The organism is Deltaproteobacteria bacterium (assembly GCA_005879535.1).
Lineage (GTDB): Bacteria > Myxococcota > Myxococcia > Myxococcales > 40CM-4-68-19 > 40CM-4-68-19.
The window spans coordinates 1-17,027 of the sequence record VBKI01000079.1 but is presented as its reverse complement, the minus strand read 5'-3'; the positions used below and the strand labels follow the sequence as shown (position 1 = coordinate 17,027).

Sequence of the window (17,027 nt, the reverse complement as noted above, 5' to 3'; positions counted from 1 at the left end):
GGGTGCGTGATGAATGTGAGCTCGTGGGTGTGGGCTGTGTTCGGATTCCTGGTCCTGGCGATGCTCTCCCTCGACCTCGGCCTGGCATCACGCGGCTCACGGCAAGAGTCGACGCTGCGCTCCGCGGCATTGTGGAGCGGCGCCTGGATCGGTCTGGCGATCGGGTTCGGCTTCGTCGTCTTCGCGCTCTACGGCGCGGGTCCGGCGGCGACGTACTTCACGGCGTACCTGCTGGAAAAGTCGCTTTCGATCGACAACATCTTCGTCTTCGTCCTGATCTTCTCCGAGCTCCGGACCCCGCCGGCCCAGCAGCGCAAGGTCCTCTATTGGGGAGTGTTGGGCGCCCTGGTCATGCGCGGCATCCTGATCGCAGCAGGCATCTACCTGCTCGGTCGGTTCCACTGGGTGGTCTATCCCTTCGCGGCGCTCATCATCCTGGCAGCGGCCCGGATCGTCTTTGCCCGGGAAAAAGAGCGCGAAGTCGTGGTGGCAGCCTGCGCGGTGTGCGACTCGTGGGTGGCGCGGTTCCTGCCGGTTACGCCGGTACTCCATGGCGGCAAGTTTCTCATCCGGCAGCGCGGCCGGCTCGTGGCGACGCCGCTTCTCATCACCCTGCTGGTGGTGGAGACCACGGATCTGGTCTTCGCGCTGGACTCGATCCCCGCCGTCTTCGCGGTCACGCGCGACCCGTTTCTCGTCTACACGTCCAACGTCCTTGCGATGCTGGGACTGCGCGCCCTCTACTTCCTGCTCGCACGGGCGGTGGAGCGCTTCCAGTACCTCCGCTTCGGTCTGGCGGCGATCCTCGTCTTCGTCGGCGGCAAGATGGTTCTGGCGGACGTCGTCGACATTCCTGTCTGGGTTTCGCTCGCGGTCGTTGCCGGCTCAATCGCCGTCGCGCTCGCCCTGTCGGCGGTTCTTGGAGCCGCGGAAACCGTGGACAAAGGCGCGGTCCAAGCGCAGAAGTAGGGGCTCATTGACCCCGGGAGGAGCGAAGCATGTACCCGACGAAGAACGACCTTCCTGAAGGAACGCGGCGGCAGGTGATCGAGCTGTGCAACGCGCGCCTCGCCGACGCCATCGATCTTCAGACGCAGACCAAGCAGGCGCACTGGAACGTGAAAGGCCCGGATTTCATCGCTTTGCACAAGCTGTTCGACGAGGTGAACGACGATGTGGAGGAGTACGTCGACCTGCTCGCGGAGCGCGCGGTACAGCTCGGCGGCGTGGCCGACGGAACTGCGCGCTCGGTGGCGAAGCGGTCGACGCTGCCCGAATACCCGCTGAAAGGGGGAACAGGTCGTCAGCACGTGGAGGCGCTCTCCACCGCATTGGCGTCGTTCGGCAAGGCGGTGCGGACGGCAATCGCCGAGTCGGATCGCCTGGACGATGCGGATACCAACGACATCTTCGTGGAGATCTCGCGCGGCGTGGACAAATGGCTGTGGATGGTCGAAGCGCATCTCCACGCCGAAGGGTGATCCGAAGGTGCCAAGGTCCAGCGTTCGCGAAGAGCTCCTTTCCGCCGGTCTGGAAACGCTGCATCGGAGGGGCTTCAACGCGACCAGCGTGCAGGACATCACTGACGCCGCAGGTGCCCCGAAGGGCTCCTTCTACAACCACTTCGAGAGCAAGGAAGCGCTGGCCGCCGAGGCGGTGCGGAGGTACCGGGAGAAGGGCAGGGTGCGCCTGAGCATCCTGCAGGACGCGAAACTGCCGCCGCTGCGACGGCTCCGAAAATACTTCGAAAGTCTCAACCAGGCCGTCATCGAGGCTGGGTTCTCGGCCGGGTGCCTGCTGGGAAATTTCGGGGCCGAGCTGTCCACCCAGAGCTCACTCGTTCGCGGACAGGTCCGCGAGGCGTTTGCCGGATGGTGCGCTGCGATTGCCGTCGTGATCGCCGAGGCGCAGAAGGATGGTGCCATCTCCGCGACCTTCTCGCCCAAGGCGTTGGCGGAGTTCGTCGTCCACGCCTGGGAAGGGGCCATGGTGCGGGCCAAGGTGGAAAAGGGCAGGGCGCCGCTGGATCTGTTCCTCAAGGTCACCTTCTCGAAGATCCTGGCCTGAGTTTTTTTCGCATCCTTTAAGACGACCGGTCATCTTCAACCGTTGCGGATGTCCGCACCGATGGACGGGAGGTCGTTATGACGAAATGGACGATGATGGCGATCCTGGTTGCGCTGGCAGGTTGCGCAGGTGCTCAGACGATGCGGCAGCGTGATTTTGCCTCCGGGCATTGGGTCGGCGAAATCGATCGGGACGGCTCGTTGCAGCCGCTCTCGCTCGACATCGAGAGCGAAAACGGCGCCTATCGCGGGGAGTGGCGTTCGGTGGCGGGAGTGAGGAGTCGGCCGCTCGAGAACGTCGATGTGCAGGGCGACGAGGTCCGTTTCGAGACTGACAAGCTCCGCTTCCTGGGACACCTGAGCGGGAGCACGCTCTCGGGTACGATCACTCACAAGCCTGCGGATGTGCCCTTCGGCGAGTTCTCCGTTACCTCGGGTCGCGATCGTTACTCCCCGGGGAGCGAATGGTCACCTGAGGTCATACCGTAACCGGTGACTCAGGCGGCTGCCGCTCAAAGCGGGCGTGCTGGATTCGCGATCGTGCGCCACATGTGCGCGACCGCGCTGCCGTCTTGCCCCAGACCTTCGCGCGGCTGGCGGAAGTGGCGTCCCACGATGTCTTCGAACGGCTCGAGCGAGACCGACGCTTCCGGGTCGAAACTGTACTCGTCGTTCAGCGTGACCAGGCGCGCCTCCATGTACCAGCGGTGCTTGCGCGCCTCGCGGTACGCTGCCTCGATGTACGGCTCGGGTACGTAATCGGGACCAAAGATTTTCCGGTACGACTCAGGGTATTCGTACCCGACCTCCGGGTCGGGATAGAAGCGAAGCGCCTGATGGTAGCGGATGGCCCACGCCACCTTCTCGGAAACGTAAGGCGCAACCAACTGCGCGCCCCAGTAGCCGTGATCGGGCGCGTGCAGCGCGAACCCGGCGTCGTGCAGGAGGCATGCGAGGATGGTCTCCTCCGGTGCGCCGCTCTTGAGCGCCCGCATCGCGCTCTGGATCATGTGGGGCCCGGGCGCGAAGGGCAGCGTGCCCCGCTGGTTGAATCGCTCGCGGAAGAAGTCGAACAGCGTCTTCATCTAGCGCGATGCTAGCAGGGGCGGCCTTCGCCGTGTACCTTCAGTCGCCTGCGGAGGTGATGCACGGCCGCGCTGCAGCGATTCCAGGTTGCGATGAAGGCCTTTCTCATCCGTGATGGCCGCCTGCTGCTCGTGCGCGAGGCCGAAGGCGAGCAGTACTGGGAGCTGCCTGGAGGGCGAATCGAGGTCGGTGAAGAGACCTCGTCGCCAGTCGCGGTGTTGCGGCGAGAGCTCAGGGAAGAGCTTGGCCCGTCTCTCGAGGTCGAGGTCGAGCGTCCGATCCTCGCCTGGATCAGGCTGCCGGAGCCGCCGCGGCGCACGGACTTCGTGTTTCTCGTGGCTTTTCTCTGCCGCCACAGGCGCGGCGAGATCGTCCTCAGCTCCGAGCACGTCGAGTTTCGCTGGATGACGAGGTCGGAATGCGACAGCGTGCACCTCGCGCCCGGATACGCCGCGCCGCTCGAACAATTCTGGCGGACTACGTCCGTCAGTTCCCCGTGAGCCGCATTGAAACCAGCGCCGATCGAGGCGTCGCTGCGGAACGGAACCGCGCAGCCGGTCAACTAGCGGCTACGGCGAAGTCCTTTCGTTGACGAACCTGCATTCCGGCTCGTATCGTCGGCGGGTGAATTACATCACCTACATGGTTGCGACTGCGATCTACGAAGGGTTCTTCGCGGTCGCTCTCGGTGGGCCGGCGGTTCTGCTCTGGCTGGTCGTGCGCGAGCTCGGTGCCCCTCCGGCCCTCGTCTGGGCAATTGGCGCCTTGGGGGTGGTCGTTTTTCTGAGCTCACTCTGGCTCGCTCGGATTGCCGCTCACTGCCTCGCATACCAGGAGGAGCTGTTCCTCCAGGCTGCCATGAGCGCAATGCGGCTGGCTCGTGATGAGCTCGCCTCGCTTCCATTGGTCGGTTCGCTCTTTGCTCCCCGGCCTCAACCTTCTCCGCCCGAGGAATGACGGCGTTCCGCCGTTGCGATCCACGTCGTGAACACGGTCATCTTCGCCTGCGTCCACAACGCAGGCCGCTCGCAGATGGCGGCCGCGTTCTTCAATTCGATGACCGACAGGACGAAGGCGCGAGCCGTCTCCGCCGGAACAGAGCCGGGCGAGCGCGTCCATCCGGAAGTAGTCGCGGCCATGGCGGAACTGGGCATCGATTTGTCGGGCGCGAAGCCGCAGCGCCTGACGATGGAACTAGCGACGCGCGGCAGCTTGCTGGTGACGATGGGGTGCGGTGATGCCTGTCCGGCGGTGCCGGGTCTCCGGCGGGACGATTGGCCGCTGTCAGACCCCAAGGGGAAGCCGCTGGAGGAAGTCCGGCGTATCCGCGACGAGATACGCGTGCGCGTCACTGCGCTGCTCACCGCCGAACGGTGGCAACGGACCGGATTCGTAGCTAATCGTCGTGACCACATGAAGATCATCCTCTTCGGCGCGACGGGAATGGTGGGGCAGGGCGTCCTGCGGGAGTGTTTGCTCGACGACGGCGTCGAGGCCGTGCTTGCGGTCGGTCGCAGCTCTACCGGGCAGACGCATCCAAAGCTGCGCGAGCTCGTGCGCGAAGATCTGTTCGACTTCGGCGTGGCCGGCGCGGACCTGCAAGGATACGACGCCTGCTTCTTCTGCCTCGGGGTATCGGCGGCCGGAATGAGCGAGGCGGACTACACGCGCCTGACCTACGACCTGACGTTGGGCTGGGCGCGGACGCTTGCGGCGATCAATCCGGCGATGACGTTCGTTTACGTGTCGGGCGCGGGGACAGGCGGAAGGGCGATGTGGGCGCAGGTGAAGAAGCACACCGAGGACGCGCTGCTCGAACTGTTCCCGTCCGCGTACATGGTCCGTCTGGGCGCGCTGCGCGCGATGAACGGCGAAATCTCGAAGACGCGCTGGACGCGGGTCGCCTATGCCTTCTTTCGGCCGCTCTTCCTGTTGATGCGCGCAATCGCGCCGGGGACGGTGATCAGCACCGAGGAACTGGGTCGCGCGATGATTCGCGCCGCGCGGAAAGGCGCGCCCACGCGGGTCCTGGAGAGCCGGGACCTGCGCGCGCTCGGGACATGACCGCTCATCCTCTCCTGTACACATCGGTGCTCAGGTACTTCAGGCCGGAGTCGGCCAACAGCGTGACCACTTTGGCGCGTGGTCCCAGCTTCTCCGCCACCCGAATCGAGGCGAGGACGTTGGCTCCGGAAGACGTCCCCGCGAAGAGGGCCTCCTCGCGTGCGATGCGCCTGGCCATGTCCTTCGCGTCGTCTGTATCGACCGCGACGATTTCATCGACGAGCGCAGGATCCCAGAGCGGAGGAACGTAGCCAATCCCGACTCCTTCGATCTTGTGAGGCCCTGGCTGACCCCCCTGCAACACCGGGGATTCCCCGGGCTCGACGGCGACGATCCGGATGCCCGCTTTGTATCGCTTCAGCGCGGTCGCCACCCCGCGTAAAGAAGCGCCGGTGCCGACGGAGTGAACGAACGCGTCGATCTCCCCCTTCGTTTGAGTCCAGATCTCCTCGGCCAGCGAGAAATAGCCGGCGATGCTGTCCTGGTTGTTGAGCTGATCGGTCCAGTACGTGTGCGGCTGCTGGCTCAGCGCACGCGCGGCCTCGATCATGTCCAGGATCAGCTTTTTGGTGGTTCGGCCTCCCTCGCTTGGAACGAGCGTCAGCTTCGCCCCGAGCGCCGCCATGTGGTCCAGCTTCTCCCGGCTGAAGGCATCGGAGCTGACGATCCGGATACGGTACCCTTTCGCCGCGCAGACCAATGCAAGCGCCGTCCCCGTGCTGCCACCGGTGTATTCGACGACGGTATCGCCGGCTTTCAGTCGGCCGTCGTCCTCCGCCCGCGAGATCACCGCCCGCGCCATCCGATCCTTGAGGCTGCCGGTGGGGTTCTCCCACTCGAGCTTCACGAAGACATCGGCGTAGCCCGGTGGAATGATCTTGCGAAGTCTGACCATCGACGTGTTTCCGATGGCGTCGAGAATGTCCATGGACATGGCGCGTCGAGTTCCTTGCGGAGATGCGTCGTCGTCGAAATGTCAGCGCAAGGTGGCGGAAATGCGCGGCGCAGCTGGGGAAGAGCGCCAGCAAGTGACGCGCATCGGGACGCCGCGCCTGCGGTCCGGCAGCGGCGCTACCGTGCCTCGGCGGGGCGCATCGCTGTCGCCCGCTCCGCCGCCGGCGCCGTGAGCCGTGCCAGGCAGAACGCCGAGAGGGCCATCACCACGTCGCGGACCGCGATGTCGTAGAAGCCGGCGATCAGCAGATTCAGCGCGATTCCGATCAACCAGATCCCGACGATCGCGGCGAAGATCCTGGTCCACGGCGTGAAGAGCACGCCGATGCCCGTGACGATTTCGATGATGCCCACTACGATCATGAACCCGTGGGCCGGCACCATGTGCGCAATGAAGGGTGCGAGGTACTTCGACCAGTCGACGAGCAGGTTGGTGAACTTGTCAAGACCGGCGACGATGGGCACCAATCCAAACACCAGGCGTAGCGTGAGCCAGACCGTGTCGGTGACTTTCGCGTCATGCACCGCAAGAGGTTTGGTCATTTGCATACCTCCGAGTGCACGGTGCGCCCGCGATCGAGGAAGCGGAAGGGTCCCGCCCAGCAGCCGTGCGGACGGCTGACCGCCTCCGCCCTCAGCCACCCGGCATGCCTTCGACCAGCACTGGCTCGTCCTGCTCGGCGAGGTGCTCCTTTCCGTCGAAGTCGATGTAATGCCCTGAGCGCGTCGCTTTGGTCCGCAGATAGAACTGGTTGTGCGGATTGGGCGGCATCACGTGTGGAACGCGGCCGGAGATGCGGACGCCGTGCTGCTCGAGCTGGCGGATCTTGTTCGGGTTGTTGGTCATCAACCGGACCGATTTGATGTTGAGGCTGGCGATCATGTGCGCCGCGATGGCGTAGTCGCGCTCGTCGTCGCGAAATCCCAGCGCGACGTTCGCTTCCACGGTATCGAGTCCGTGGTCCTGCAGGGCGTAGGCGCGAACCTTGTTGATCAGCCCGATGCCGCGTCCTTCCTGCCGCAGGTACAGCAGCAGGCCGCGCGGCCCCGAGGCCAGGCGCTGCAGCGCGACCTCGAGCTGATCGCGGCAGTCGCAGCGCAATGAACCCATGACGTCGCCGGTCAGACACTCGGAGTGCAACCGGGTGGGAACGTCCTCCGCGCCGATCACGTCCCCATGTACCATCGCGACGTGCTCCTTGCCGTCGCGGTTGTTCCAGAACGCGACGATGCGGAACCGCCCGAACCGGCTGGGCAGTTCCGCCACCGCTTCGATTCGCACGCAGACGCCCGCCGCGCCGTAGCCGGCGCAGTCGTGGGTCTTGTCGCGCTCGACGAGATCGTCGAGGGTCATCAGCCTTGAACTTTCGCTGCGAGCAGATCGACCTGCTCGATCTTCGGCGGCTGCGCGAGCAGGTCACCTGCGCGCGACATCAGGGCCTTTGCGATCGGACCTTCGAGGTGAGCCTTTCGCCCGGCCTCGTCGGCGAATGCGTCGAAGATACCGAACTCGCTCTTGCCGAATTTCAACGCGAACCAGACCGGCGTCCAGCTTTCTCCTTGCGCCAGCGGCAGCGCGCCGGCGAGGAACTTCTCCAGTTCGGCTTCCTTGCCCGGCTTCGCATGCAGACGGACGAACAACGCGACTTTGGTCATGGTTTCCTCGTACCGGCGGGTCTGCCGTGGGCGATCCTTGAGGGATGTCGCTCGCGAGCGAAAGTTTCGCGCTGATGCCGTCTTGCTGGCGCAACTCACAGCGTGTCAATACGCAGAGCGATGATCCTTCTCGCCCTCGCGTTGCTCGCCGCGCCACCGCCTTCCGGGGCGCGGGGCAAGCTCGCCCTCACCATCAGCGGCGGCGTCAGCCTGGGCAGCTACGAAGCCGGTTTGACCTGGGCAATCGTCCGCTATCTGCGGGCCTCCGATCGCGGCACCGATCTCGCCGCGGTGACCGGCGCATCTGCGGGCGCCGTCAACGCGCTCATGGCCGCTGCCATGTGGTGCGAGGAGCGGATGGAGACGCGCGACGAGCATCCCGATACCAATCTCTTCCACGATCTGTGGGCCCCCGTCGGGCTCGAGGACCTGCTGCCCGACGATCCATCCGCATTCACCGCGGCCGACGGGGTGTTCACCGCCGCTCCGCTCGAGCGTGCCTTCCAGCGGCTGCGCGAGGAGGTTTTCGAGTCGAACGCTTTGCGCTTCAAGCCTGGATGCTCCGTTTCCGTCGGCTTGACCGTCACGCGGGATCGGCCCGAGGAGCGCACGATAGCGGGTCTGCCGGCGCGGAGGCAGCGTTTCGTGATTCCGTGGCGGTTCGAGGTCGATCGAGCCGGGCAAGCGAGGATCGTGTCCGCCCCCCTGACCTCCGACCGCGATTCCGGGGATGTGCAACTTCTTCTCGGCGAGCGTCGCGGCCTCTCTGGTATCGGCGCGCTCCAGGTCACCCAGGCGGCGCTCGCCTCCGGGGCCGTCCCGTTCGCTTTCCGCCCGCGCCAGCTCTGCGACTGCTCGCTCCGGTGCCCCGAGGAAGAAATAGTGCGAGACGGCGTCTGCGAAGGCCCCGAAGTCGGTCAGAGCATCACCTCTCTCTCCTGCGAGGCAATCCAGCCGGCCGGCTCGCGCCAGCTGTGCAAGCGCAACTACATCGACGGCGGCATCTTCGACAACGCGCCCATCGGCCTCGCCGTCGATCTCGCCGAGGCCTCGGGCGGCCTTGCGCTTCCCTTCGCACCGACGGCGTACCTCTTCGTCGACCCCGACCACCGGCGGCTATCGCCGATCGTCGATCGACCCGCGAGGGCCGGTCTCACTGCTCCCGCCGAGCTGATCGCGAACCTGATCGGAACGGCTCGCGCGACGGAGCTCGCCCGCTCCATCCGGGACGAGCGCTGGCAGCGGACGACGCAGAGCACGCTCTCGGACCTCGCCCAGCTCCAGAGCGAGGCATCCGCCATCCAGGAGGAGATGGCTCGTGTCGCGGACGCGTCCGGCGCCGCGCCAGCGGCCTCGGACGATCAACTGCTGCGCTCGCCGCGGCGAGAATCGCTGGGGTCGTTCCTTTTGCTTTGTCTGGGGAAGCTCGGCCGCGCGGTGGACCAGGCGGGCGATCTCGCGGCGGAGCAGTTTGCCGATTGCGCAGAACCGATCCGGAACGGGACGGCGGGCGCGGGAGATCGCCACGCCCGATCCTCGCCTGCGCAGACCGCGCGGCTGGCCTCCGCACTCGCCAGCGTGTTCGTCTCGAGCAGCAGGCGCGCCGATCAGATCCTCGCCGAGCTGACGGCGACCAGCACGCCGTTCGACCGCCAGTTGCGGCTGCTCGCCCTGATCCACGACGTGTCGACCATCGCGATCACGTCCTACCGGTTCCTGATCGGCGAGGTTCCGGGGATCGCCGCATCGGGCCTGGGTGAAGCGGAGCTGATTCAACTGCGCCGGGATCTTCTCGCCGTCGCGGGGTCGGGAAGCCGTCTCTTGCGCGCGACCTCGGCGATGCTTCGCGTGATGCTCTCCGCGTCCTTGTTGGAGGAGCAGGTGGCCGGCACGCTACCGTCGAGCGCGGCGGAAGCTCGGGCGGCGCTCGCCGCAGGCCTCGACGCAAATCTGGAGTCCGCTGCGCTGCGAGCGATGGCGGCCGCTTCCGATCGCATCGGCCGCCTGGTCGCGCTCGCTCCCCGATTGCGGACGCTCTCGACGCGCGCGGGCACCGTCGCCGCGGACGCTGCGCTGCTTTCCTCGGCCAACGCTCTGGAGAGGCAGCTCGTCCTTTCGCGGCGCTTCTCACCGCTCGGCGGTGGCGCTCTGCTCAACTTCTCGGGCTTTCTCGACCGACCCCTGCGCGATCTCGACTTCTATTCCGGGGTCTACGACGCCGTCGTCCAGATCGCCACGCACGAGTGCGAGGTCCAAGGTCCGTACCCGGTTGGCGACCGCCCGGCCGCCGTCTTCCGCGCGGACGCGCCGCTTCTACTCGACGCATCCGCCAAGGAGACGCAGCGCTGCCTCGGGCAGGCTTTGCGCGCGATCGTCGACGACCTGGGGCTGCGGCGCTCGTCGCGGGCGGCGTTCGTGATCGCGAAGCTCTCGCGGCTGGAGGTGACGGCGCAATTGGGGAACCGCTCCGCCGCGGCCCTTCTTCTCGCGGAGCCCGCCTGGAATTGGTTGGGCGACTCCGAGCTGCCGTCCGGCGACCAGCTCGGAGCCGCACTGCTCGCCGTGACCTCGCGTACGGGGCCGTGCCGCGAGGGCGCGGCCGAGTCCCTCTGCCTGGCGGACCCGAGCTTCGAGGAGCTACTCGATGCCCTGCAGCGCTCCGGCTATGTCCCTTCGAGTCCATCGATGCGCGAAGCCCTCTCGGATCGCGATCGATGGACGGCCCACCTCGCTGGAAGGCTGGTGGATCGCGCGGCCGCCGTGGAAATCTTCTCTTCGGAGCGAGCACGGCGAGCGCCGTCGGACGTCGTCCTGACCGGAGTGGGGCTGGGCCAGCTCTGGGCGCGCCGGGCACAGCGCCTTTCGGGTGCCCCGGCGCTCGATCTCGATCCGTCGACGATTCCAGCAAGGTCTCCCGAGGGCGCGCATCCGGCCTTGCTCGCCGCTGCGCACCTGCTTCCCTATCGGGTGTCGCTGGACGTCGTCCGGGGCGGAGCCGCGTTCTCCTGGATCGAGCCGGCGCTTCGCGTGACCTCCTGGTTCTCCGTCGAATCGGTCGCCGATCTCCTGGCCATCGAAGGCTCGGGACGCGTGACGAGCATCTTCGGGCTCATCCCCACCTTGCGAGCGCGCGGCGTATCGCTGGGCGTGGGCGCGCAGTCCGTCTTCCCTTGGAACGGCGATGGGGTGGTCACCCCGGGCGTGATCGGGCGGATCGGTTTGCTGCAGGAGCGGCTGGCGATCACATTTGGCATCCGGTCTCTCTCCTTCGGTCATCGAGACGCCGTAGTGGCGCTTTCCGTGAGCGACCTCAACGGACTCGCGTATTGGTTGGCGCTCTGGGGCGCTGCTCGAAAGTGAGGAGCTTCTCGATCAGGGCCGCCCGAGAAGCTCCTCGGCGTAGGCGAAGAGCGCGGGCGTCCCGCCGGTATGCCAGAACACGATCGTCTCGTCCGCGCTGAACTCGCCGCGCCGGACGAGATCGATGAGCCCCGCCATGGCGCGCCCGGTGTACACCGGATCGAGGACGATCCCTTCGTGGCGGGCCGCGAGCTGGATCGCCTCGCGCTCCGGCTGCCCCAGCACCGCGTAGCCGCCGCCGACGTACGCGTCGTACGCCACCACCTCTCCCGCTGGGACGGACGTCTCGACGCCGATGCGAGCGGAGAGTCGGGCGGCGATTTCCGCGACCGAGGCCTGCAGCTCTTCCCGGGTGCTGTCGATCGCAATGCCGGCGAGTTGTGCCTCGAAACCGAGGGCCTTGGCGCCTACGCAAAGCCCGGCCTGGGTCCCGAACGAGCTGCTCGCGAAGACGACGCGATCGACGCGGAGCCGGAGCGCGTCGAGCTGAGCCTTCAGCTCCTCGAGGGCAGCGACGAATCCGGCAGCGCCGATCTCGTCGGACGCGCCAACGGGAATCAGATAGGGCCGGTGACCTTCGGCCGTCTCCGCCGCCACGACGTCTTCGCCTGCCTGCTCGAGGGGGTGCTCGCCGGCGAAGACGATCCGCGCGCCGAGCAGATGGTCGAGAAGCAGGTTGCCCGTTGCGACCGTCGGAGCGTGGCCGCGCAAGACGATCACGCATCGCAGTCCGCACGCCGCCGCGGCGGCGGCTGTCTGCCGGGCATGGTTCGACTGCACCGCGCCGAGCGTCACGAGCGTGTCGGCGTCCCGGCGCAGCGCCTCGGCTACACTGAACTCGAGCTTGCGCGTCTTGTTGCCGCCCGTGGCGAGGCCGGTCTGGTCGTCGCGCTTCACGAACAGGCGCGGGCCCCCGAGCGCCCGGGCCAGCCGGGGCATCTCATGGAGCGGTGTGGGGAGGTGGCCGAGGCGAACGCGCGCGAGCCGGTCCGTGAGCATGGGCGCATCCTAATCCCGCGATGAACGAAGCGGCGGCCGGAATGGTCTCCCGGTCGCCGCTCCAATTCCCTGCGCTCGCCGACTACTGCGTCACGTTGAGCGCGGTGTCGTCGATGAAGAAGCTCGTCTGCAGCGTGACGTCCTCGGTGCCGTGGAACTGGATGCGCACCGTCTGGCCCTTGAAGCTCGTCAGGTCGAACGTCTTCTGCACGTACGTCGTGCTCTTGTTCAGATTGCTGTACGTCGCCAACGTGGAGAGCACGGTCCCCGCACCGTCGCGCACCGTCACCGTCAGCTTGTCGTAAGCGGTGGTGGTGGTCGTCTCCGCGGTGGTGATCTTCAGCCAGAACGACAGCGTGGCCGAGCACGCGCCCGTTGGGATGGTGACGGTCTGGTACAGGTCGTCGGTGTGGGTCCGGCCGTAGCCGTCGAGCCAGGCCTTGAAGGTTCCGGTCCGCGGCGCCGAGCCGGCAGTGGTCCCGTCGATGACTGCGGGCGTCGACGTCCATGTGGTGTTGCCGGACTCGAAGCCGGGGTTCCCTAACAGCTGCGAGGTTGCCGTGCAGGTGCCGCCCGGCGCAGTGACGGTCACCGAAACGGTGGTCGTGTGCGAGCCGGACGCAGCGGAGCCTGTGATCGTCAACGTGAAGGTTCCCGCGGCCGCCGCGGTGGTGGTGCTCACGGTGAGGGTCCCGCTGCCGCCCGAAGTCACCGGCGTGGGCGAAATGGAGGCGGTGACCCCAACCGGCGTGGGCGAGGCAGACAGCGACACCGTCTGCGCGCTGCCCGACGTCGTGGCGGTATTGATGGTGGCGGTAGCCGAGTTCCCCGCGACGATATTCAAGCTGTTCGGGCTTGCCGAGATGGAGAAGTCGTTGGCCGGCGGCGGCGGCGGCGTTCCCGTCATGGCGCTGCCGTTGGGGCTGCCGATGCCGGTGGGGCCGTCGTATCCCGCGACTGCGGTGCAGAGGTAGCTCGGGCTGCAGCTGCCGTTGCTGCCGCCGACGGCGTCGAAGAATTGGGGGGAGTTGGAGTAGGGATACTGCGGCGTGGCGCTGGCGTGCCCGGTCAGTGCGAAGATCGAGGCCACGACCGGAGCGGCGACGCTGGTGCCGCCAAAGACGAGCCAGCCGGTCTGACCGGCAGAGCCGAAGCTGTCGTACACCGCCACGCCGGTGTTGGGATCCGCCACTGCGGAGACGTCGGCCACCGTGCGTCGCGCGCAGCCGCTGTCATGCTGCCACGACGGCTTGGTCTCGAAGCGGCTGCAGCCGCTGCCTGCGCCGCTCCACGCCGTCTCGGTCCAGCCACGGGCGCTCGTGTTGCGCACCAGGTGGGTGCCGCCCACCGCGAGCACGGTGGTCGCGGCGGCGGGGTATTCGACGCCGAAGCCGCCGTCCCCGCTGCTCGCGGTGATCAGCACGCCGGGGTGATTGAAGAACTGGTTCGTGGTGCCCGGATCCGATGAGCTCTCGCCACCGCCGTAGCTGTTACTCACCACGTTGGCGCCGAGCGCCACTGCGGTGTTCACGGCGGTGCCGAGGTTGCCGATGGTGGGACTGGTCGCCTCGACCAGCAGGATCTTGCAGCTCGGGCAGATGGCGCTGGCCATGTCGAGATCCAGCGCGATCTCCTGGCCCCAGCCCACGTCGGAAGCAGGCAGCGGCGAGGACGCGCCGTTCTGGTTGACCTTGCGGAAGCAGCCGTTCGCCGTCGTGCAGGGCGGCAGGCCGAATTGCGCGCGGTAGACGCCAAGGTCAGATTCAGCGTTGGGATTGTCCATCGCGTCGACGATGGCGATGGTCATGTTCGCTCCGCCGGTGGCGGGCAACTGATATGCGCTCGCCAGGTCCACGGGACCGAAGCCCGACGGCGTCACGAACGGTTGCACCTCGCCGGTGAGGTCGTTCACCCGGACCCACGCATGGCATCGCATGTGGCCCGCAGCGGCGTTGCCACACACTCGCGCGTGACGGTGGGAGCTCGCAGTCGCGAGCGAGCTGTCGTTCTTGAATTCAGCGCTGGGCGATTCGGTTCCGCCGCAGGCTGCTGCGAATAGAGCGAATGCAACCACCGACTGCAGGAGACTGCAGCGCGGTCCAGGCGTCCTCGTCTGCCTCATGTATGAACCCCTCCCAGGGTGCTGCGGGGCGTCACGTTCCGTTGCTGGAATGGCTTCAAGCATGAGACGTTCGGCTCAGGTCGATTCATTTGCGCTGGCCAGGCACGCTCCCCATTTCACTCGGATGAGAATTTTCGGCATCGCGATGGCTTTCCTGGTGGGCGCGACGCTCGATCCCACCGAGGCCGATCGCGTGCGCGCCGCCTACGAGAGGCTGGGCGGGGTAGCCATCGAGGCGAAGCCCACCGCCGCGTTGCCGGAGGGAGTGGACTTTGCGCGCATCGACATGACTCCGCGTATGCGCTCGGCGAGCTTCGGACACACGACGACACTGATCGTTCCGGTGCCGTCGGCAGATGCCGGCGATGGTCCCGTCCAGTTCTGGGTCCAGTATGGCAAGAGCACCAATGCTCCGGCCCGCCTGTTCGGACCTTTCCCGCTCTGAAGCAGGTAGATGGAAGGAACGTACGCTCGAAAGCAGTAAGGTTCGGGCATGCGCATCCTCGCGTTCGCCGCTTCTCTCCGTTCCGCTTCGTTGAACCACAAGCTGATCCAGTTGGCAGCGCGGCTCGCCGCGCGGGAAGGCGCCGAAGTCGACGTGGTGCGCTTCCGCGAGTTCGACATGCCCCTCTACGACGGCGACGAAGACGCCGCGCACGGCTTGCCCGAAGGAGCGCGCAAACTGCAGCGGCGCGTCGAAGGAGCCGCCGCGCTGATGATCGCGGTGCCCGAATACAACTACTCGATCCCCGGTCCGCTCAAGAACGCCATCGATTGGGTTTCCCGCGCGCGGCCGATGCCTTGGCGGGGGCGCGCCGTCTACCTCATGTCCACGGCCCCTTCGGCGATGGGCGGCGTCCGCGGGCTATGGCAGACGCGGATTCCGCTCGAAGGCTGCGGCGCCATCGTCTTCCCGGACATGTTCGCGCTGCCGCACGGGACCACGGCGTTCGACGAACGTGGCGGCCTGCGCGATGCCGCGTCGTTCGAACGCCTGTTTCGCGATCTGCGCGGGTTCGTCCGGTTTGCAGAGGCGATAGAGCCGCTCTGTTGCGCGCCGCCGCCCGTAGGCGATGCGACGCAGCGCGCGGCGGAGATCGCGGCCGCGCTGGAAAGCGAGACCGAGCTGCAGCCGGAGACGTAGGTTCCGCCAGCCAAGGTGCGGGGAGTGCGCCGGCGCTCCATGCGCCGGCGGCCCTCTTGTCACTTTTGCGCAGTGCCGGACTGCGCGAGCGCCCGTGTCACGGCCGCCATGGTCTCCTCGGGCCTTTCCTCCATGATCCAGTGTCCCGAGCCCCTGATGATCACCACGGTCGGATTGGGCGAGATGAGCTTCATCTGGGCGCCCAGCGCGTCGCCGTTCGCCTTCTCTCCACCGATCGACGTCACCGGCATCGGCAGCTGAGTCTTGCCGAACTGCGCAAACTCGTCGGCTGTCTTCATGAACGACGCGAAGTACGCGAACCCCGCCGCCATCCTTCCCGGCCGTGCGTAGGCCCGGGCGTACGCTTGACGGTCCGCCTCGGGGATCGAGTGCGCCGGATCGGCGGCGAAGTCGTTCCAGAAATGCTCGAAGTAGGTCCGCTCCCGGCCCTTCACCAGCAGCTCCGGCGTGTGGCCATGGAAACGGAAGTGCCAGGGGCCGGGAGCGTCGTAGACGTCTCTCCACGCGCCGATCCCAGGGAGGAAGGCGTCCATCAACGTCAGCGTCTCCACCTCGTTCGGGTACTGGGCGGCGTAGGCGTAGGCGACCATCAGGCCGATGTCGTGGCCGACGACGCGGGCGCGCTCGTAGCCCAGCTTGCGGACCGCCTCGTGGATTCGCTTTGCCGAGGTGGTCATGTCGATTCCGCTCGCCGGGATCGAGGAGTCGCCGATGCCGGGAAGGTCGATCGCGACTACGGTGAAGCGCGGCGCGAGCTGTCCCGCCAGTGGCTTCCACATCTGGGCGGTCTCCGCGTAACCGTGCAGGAGGAGCACGGCGGGCCCGGCGCCGCCGACGGTGACGCTCAGGGTGCAACCCTCGACCGGCACCATCTTCTGCTGAAAGCGGGGACCATAATTGGCGGCCGACACAGCCGGTGCGATGAGAGCGACGACTGTCAACAGGCGAGCCATGTCGAGCTCCTTTCAATGCAGGGCGCGGGTAGAGCACGGCGCGTACCAGATGACAATGACGGTGGCGATGGCACCACGGCCGAGGCACAATGTCTTTCGACATGAGCGAGACCACGACCGTACAGCGCGAACAGAAAGGTCATCGCGGGGCGTTCTACATCGACGGTGGAGATAGCCGCCTCGCCGAGCTCACGTTCTCGGCCGCACCGGACGGGCAGCTCGTCATCCTCGAGCACACCGAGGTGGATGAGTCGTTGCGTGGCCAGGGGATCGCGCGAAGGCTGGTGGAGGCCGCCGTCATCTGGGCGCGCGAGGAGCACATCAAGCTGGTCCCCGTCTGTCCCTTCGCGAAAGCCGTCTTCGAGAGGGAGCCGGCGTTCCGCGACGTCGTCGCCGGATAAAGGCGTCAGGACCTTGGAGATCAGGGCGCGGATCGCGTCGGTACGTTGACCAGCAGGCAGGTCGTCGTGGCGTGCGCGTAGAGCTTGCCGGCGCGGTCGACCAGGCTTCCCTCTGCCGTTGCGACCTTGCCGCCGAGGTGAATGACCTTGCCGATTGCCTGCACCCGGCCGGTGTCGTGCTTCAGCGGTCGGACGAAGTTC

The 17,027-nt window shown here is 66.8% G+C and carries 19 protein-coding genes and 2 pseudogenes; 12 read left to right on the top strand and 9 right to left on the bottom strand.

All coding sequences use genetic code 11. The features are described from left to right. Nucleotides 1-9 precede the first annotated feature (9 nt). From E6J58_18395 to E6J58_18380, 4 genes are all read left to right on the top strand, one after another. Nucleotides 10-969, top strand: a complete 960-nt coding sequence (locus tag E6J58_18395; GenBank protein ID TMB34519.1) for a TerC/Alx family metal homeostasis membrane protein — start codon at nucleotides 10-12, stop codon at nucleotides 967-969. Nucleotides 970-998: 29 nt separating this feature from the next. Beyond that, nucleotides 999-1,481, top strand: a complete 483-nt coding sequence (gene dps, locus E6J58_18390; GenBank protein ID TMB34518.1) for a DNA starvation/stationary phase protection protein Dps — start codon at nucleotides 999-1,001, stop codon at nucleotides 1,479-1,481. Next, the gene (locus E6J58_18385; protein ID TMB34517.1) at nucleotides 1,390-2,067 is read left to right on the top strand and encodes a TetR family transcriptional regulator; all 678 of its coding nucleotides are present in this window, start codon (nucleotides 1,390-1,392) and stop codon (nucleotides 2,065-2,067) included. Before dps ends, E6J58_18385 begins: the two co-directional genes overlap by 92 nt. Before the next feature lie 92 nt (nucleotides 2,068-2,159). Next, entirely contained in the window at nucleotides 2,160-2,555 is a 396-nt protein-coding gene (locus tag E6J58_18380) for a hypothetical protein (GenBank protein ID TMB34516.1), read from the top strand. A gap of 23 nt (nucleotides 2,556-2,578) precedes the next feature. On the opposite strand, the gene E6J58_18375 is transcribed toward E6J58_18380, so the two are convergent. Then, nucleotides 2,579-3,151: an HD domain-containing protein gene (locus E6J58_18375; protein ID TMB34515.1), complete on the bottom strand. Its 573-nt coding sequence runs from the start codon at nucleotides 3,149-3,151 to the stop codon at nucleotides 2,579-2,581. A gap of 93 nt (nucleotides 3,152-3,244) precedes the next feature. Here E6J58_18375 and E6J58_18370 point away from each other — a divergent pair, with 93 nt between their 5' ends. The 4 genes and pseudogenes from E6J58_18370 (at nucleotide 3,245) to E6J58_18355 (ending at nucleotide 5,216) form a co-directional block, all read left to right on the top strand. Continuing rightward, nucleotides 3,245-3,652 carry an NUDIX hydrolase gene (locus E6J58_18370; GenBank protein ID TMB34514.1) on the top strand — a complete coding sequence of 136 codons (408 nt, stop codon included), beginning with the start codon at nucleotides 3,245-3,247 and terminating at the stop codon, nucleotides 3,650-3,652. Nucleotides 3,653-3,776: 124 nt separating this feature from the next. Continuing rightward, complete coding sequence (locus E6J58_18365; GenBank protein ID TMB34513.1) at nucleotides 3,777-4,109, top strand: hypothetical protein; 333 nt, start codon at nucleotides 3,777-3,779, stop codon at nucleotides 4,107-4,109. A 27-nt stretch (nucleotides 4,110-4,136) separates the two neighbouring features. Further along, nucleotides 4,137-4,514, top strand: a pseudogene (locus E6J58_18360) (arsenate reductase ArsC). Between the two features lie 51 nt (nucleotides 4,515-4,565). Next, complete coding sequence (locus E6J58_18355) at nucleotides 4,566-5,216, top strand: epimerase (protein ID TMB34540.1); 651 nt, start codon at nucleotides 4,566-4,568, stop codon at nucleotides 5,214-5,216. A gap of 4 nt (nucleotides 5,217-5,220) precedes the next feature. Here E6J58_18355 and E6J58_18350 read toward each other — a convergent pair whose 3' ends face one another. The 4 genes from E6J58_18350 to E6J58_18335 all read right to left on the bottom strand — a co-directional run bounded on the left by E6J58_18350 (nucleotide 5,221) and on the right by E6J58_18335 (nucleotide 7,826). Then, the gene (locus E6J58_18350; GenBank protein ID TMB34539.1) at nucleotides 5,221-6,144 is read right to left on the bottom strand and encodes a cysteine synthase family protein; all 924 of its coding nucleotides are present in this window, start codon (nucleotides 6,142-6,144) and stop codon (nucleotides 5,221-5,223) included. Between the two features lie 143 nt (nucleotides 6,145-6,287). Continuing rightward, nucleotides 6,288-6,719, bottom strand: coding sequence for a DoxX family protein (locus tag E6J58_18345; GenBank protein TMB34512.1), 432 nt, complete (start codon nucleotides 6,717-6,719; stop codon nucleotides 6,288-6,290). An 85-nt stretch (nucleotides 6,720-6,804) separates the two neighbouring features. Beyond that, on the bottom strand, nucleotides 6,805-7,524 hold the full coding sequence (ribA, locus tag E6J58_18340) for a GTP cyclohydrolase II (GenBank protein ID TMB34511.1): 720 nt from the start codon (nucleotides 7,522-7,524) through the stop codon (nucleotides 6,805-6,807). Beyond that, nucleotides 7,524-7,826, bottom strand: coding sequence for an antibiotic biosynthesis monooxygenase (locus tag E6J58_18335; GenBank protein TMB34510.1), 303 nt, complete (start codon nucleotides 7,824-7,826; stop codon nucleotides 7,524-7,526). The genes ribA and E6J58_18335 overlap by 1 nt, the downstream gene beginning before the upstream one ends. A 120-nt stretch (nucleotides 7,827-7,946) precedes the next feature. Here E6J58_18335 and E6J58_18330 point away from each other — a divergent pair, with 120 nt between their 5' ends. Next, nucleotides 7,947-11,186 carry a patatin-like phospholipase family protein gene (locus E6J58_18330; protein ID TMB34509.1) on the top strand — a complete coding sequence of 1,080 codons (3,240 nt, stop codon included), beginning with the start codon at nucleotides 7,947-7,949 and terminating at the stop codon, nucleotides 11,184-11,186. Nucleotides 11,187-11,198: 12 nt separating this feature from the next. Here E6J58_18330 and E6J58_18325 read toward each other — a convergent pair whose 3' ends face one another. After that, nucleotides 11,199-12,185, bottom strand: coding sequence for a D-cysteine desulfhydrase family protein (locus tag E6J58_18325; protein TMB34508.1), 987 nt, complete (start codon nucleotides 12,183-12,185; stop codon nucleotides 11,199-11,201). 910 nt (nucleotides 12,186-13,095) lie between these two features. Continuing rightward, nucleotides 13,096-14,307, bottom strand: a pseudogene (locus tag E6J58_18320) (peptidase S8). 124 nt (nucleotides 14,308-14,431) lie between these two features. On the opposite strand from E6J58_18320, the gene E6J58_18315 reads away from it, so the two are divergent. Then, entirely contained in the window at nucleotides 14,432-14,752 is a 321-nt protein-coding gene (locus E6J58_18315; protein ID TMB34507.1) for a hypothetical protein, read from the top strand. 48 nt (nucleotides 14,753-14,800) lie between these two features. Next, nucleotides 14,801-15,451, top strand: a complete 651-nt coding sequence (locus E6J58_18310; protein ID TMB34506.1) for an NAD(P)H-dependent oxidoreductase — start codon at nucleotides 14,801-14,803, stop codon at nucleotides 15,449-15,451. A 59-nt stretch (nucleotides 15,452-15,510) separates the two neighbouring features. Here the strand turns inward: E6J58_18310 and E6J58_18305 are convergent, their stop codons facing one another. After that, nucleotides 15,511-16,425, bottom strand: a complete 915-nt coding sequence (locus tag E6J58_18305; GenBank protein TMB34505.1) for an alpha/beta hydrolase — start codon at nucleotides 16,423-16,425, stop codon at nucleotides 15,511-15,513. A gap of 101 nt (nucleotides 16,426-16,526) precedes the next feature. Here E6J58_18305 and E6J58_18300 point away from each other — a divergent pair, with 101 nt between their 5' ends. Further along, nucleotides 16,527-16,826: an N-acetyltransferase gene (locus E6J58_18300; GenBank protein ID TMB34504.1), complete on the top strand. Its 300-nt coding sequence runs from the start codon at nucleotides 16,527-16,529 to the stop codon at nucleotides 16,824-16,826. Nucleotides 16,827-16,846: 20 nt separating this feature from the next. Here the strand turns inward: E6J58_18300 and E6J58_18295 are convergent. Next, nucleotides 16,847-17,027, bottom strand: a 181-nt coding sequence (locus E6J58_18295) for a hotdog fold thioesterase (protein ID TMB34503.1), incomplete at its 5' end; no start/stop codon positions are given.

What these genes read in the sequence shown, in the direction of transcription:
- E6J58_18385 (TMB34517.1), top strand. Translation starts at nt 1,390, where the DNA reads ATGCGGATACCAACGACATCTTCGTGGAGATCTCGCGCGGCGTGGACA.
- E6J58_18345 (TMB34512.1), bottom strand. Translation starts at nt 6,719, where the DNA reads ATGCAAATGACCAAACCTCTTGCGGTGCATGACGCGAAAGTCACCGAC.
- E6J58_18380 (TMB34516.1), top strand. Translation starts at nt 2,160, where the DNA reads ATGATGGCGATCCTGGTTGCGCTGGCAGGTTGCGCAGGTGCTCAGACG.
- E6J58_18395 (TMB34519.1), top strand. Translation starts at nt 10, where the DNA reads ATGAATGTGAGCTCGTGGGTGTGGGCTGTGTTCGGATTCCTGGTCCTG.
- E6J58_18375 (TMB34515.1), bottom strand. Translation starts at nt 3,151, where the DNA reads ATGAAGACGCTGTTCGACTTCTTCCGCGAGCGATTCAACCAGCGGGGC.
- ribA (TMB34511.1), bottom strand. Translation starts at nt 7,524, where the DNA reads ATGACCCTCGACGATCTCGTCGAGCGCGACAAGACCCACGACTGCGCC.
- E6J58_18370 (TMB34514.1), top strand. Translation starts at nt 3,245, where the DNA reads ATGAAGGCCTTTCTCATCCGTGATGGCCGCCTGCTGCTCGTGCGCGAG.
- dps (TMB34518.1), top strand. Translation starts at nt 999, where the DNA reads ATGTACCCGACGAAGAACGACCTTCCTGAAGGAACGCGGCGGCAGGTG.
- E6J58_18355 (TMB34540.1), top strand. Translation starts at nt 4,566, where the DNA reads ATGAAGATCATCCTCTTCGGCGCGACGGGAATGGTGGGGCAGGGCGTC.
- E6J58_18310 (TMB34506.1), top strand. Translation starts at nt 14,801, where the DNA reads ATGCGCATCCTCGCGTTCGCCGCTTCTCTCCGTTCCGCTTCGTTGAAC.
- E6J58_18330 (TMB34509.1), top strand. Translation starts at nt 7,947, where the DNA reads ATGATCCTTCTCGCCCTCGCGTTGCTCGCCGCGCCACCGCCTTCCGGG.
- E6J58_18300 (TMB34504.1), top strand. Translation starts at nt 16,527, where the DNA reads ATGAGCGAGACCACGACCGTACAGCGCGAACAGAAAGGTCATCGCGGG.
- E6J58_18350 (TMB34539.1), bottom strand. Translation starts at nt 6,144, where the DNA reads ATGGACATTCTCGACGCCATCGGAAACACGTCGATGGTCAGACTTCGC.
- E6J58_18315 (TMB34507.1), top strand. Translation starts at nt 14,432, where the DNA reads ATGAGAATTTTCGGCATCGCGATGGCTTTCCTGGTGGGCGCGACGCTC.
- E6J58_18305 (TMB34505.1), bottom strand. Translation starts at nt 16,425, where the DNA reads ATGGCTCGCCTGTTGACAGTCGTCGCTCTCATCGCACCGGCTGTGTCG.
- E6J58_18335 (TMB34510.1), bottom strand. Translation starts at nt 7,826, where the DNA reads ATGACCAAAGTCGCGTTGTTCGTCCGTCTGCATGCGAAGCCGGGCAAG.
- E6J58_18325 (TMB34508.1), bottom strand. Translation starts at nt 12,185, where the DNA reads ATGCTCACGGACCGGCTCGCGCGCGTTCGCCTCGGCCACCTCCCCACA.